The organism is Streptomyces macrolidinus (genome assembly GCF_023887685.1).
Taxonomy (GTDB): Bacteria; Actinomycetota; Actinomycetes; order Streptomycetales; family Streptomycetaceae; genus Streptomyces; species Streptomyces macrolidinus.
Genome location: NZ_JAMWMR010000126.1, coordinates 1 through 289, shown reverse-complemented (window position 1 = coordinate 289; position 289 = coordinate 1). Strand labels below are relative to the sequence as shown.

1 protein-coding gene is annotated in these 289 nt (G+C 71.3%); it reads left to right on the top strand.

The window, feature by feature from the left end; genetic code table 11:
- Positions 1-289: ketoacyl-synthetase C-terminal extension domain-containing protein (locus NGF19_RS30520; protein ID WP_252429194.1), on the top strand; the 289-nt coding region annotated here is incomplete at both ends.

The window sequence follows — 289 nt, the reverse complement described above, 5'->3', positions numbered from 1 at the left end:
GACCGAGGCGAGGGAGTGGGCTCGTCGTGAGGACGGTGGTCCGCGCAGGGCGGGAGTCTCGGCGTTCGGCGTCGGTGGGACGAACGCGCATGTGGTGATCGAGGAGCCCCCTGCGGAGGAGGCGCCGACGGAAGAGCTGTACGACGTTCCCGAGGTCGGTGTTGTGCCGTGGGTGGTGTCGGCGAAGAGTCCGGCCGGGTTGGAGGCCCAGGTGGCCCGGCTGGCGGAGTTCGCCGAACGCGCACCCGCCCCGGAACCTGTCGCCGTGGCACACGAACTCGCTCGTGGA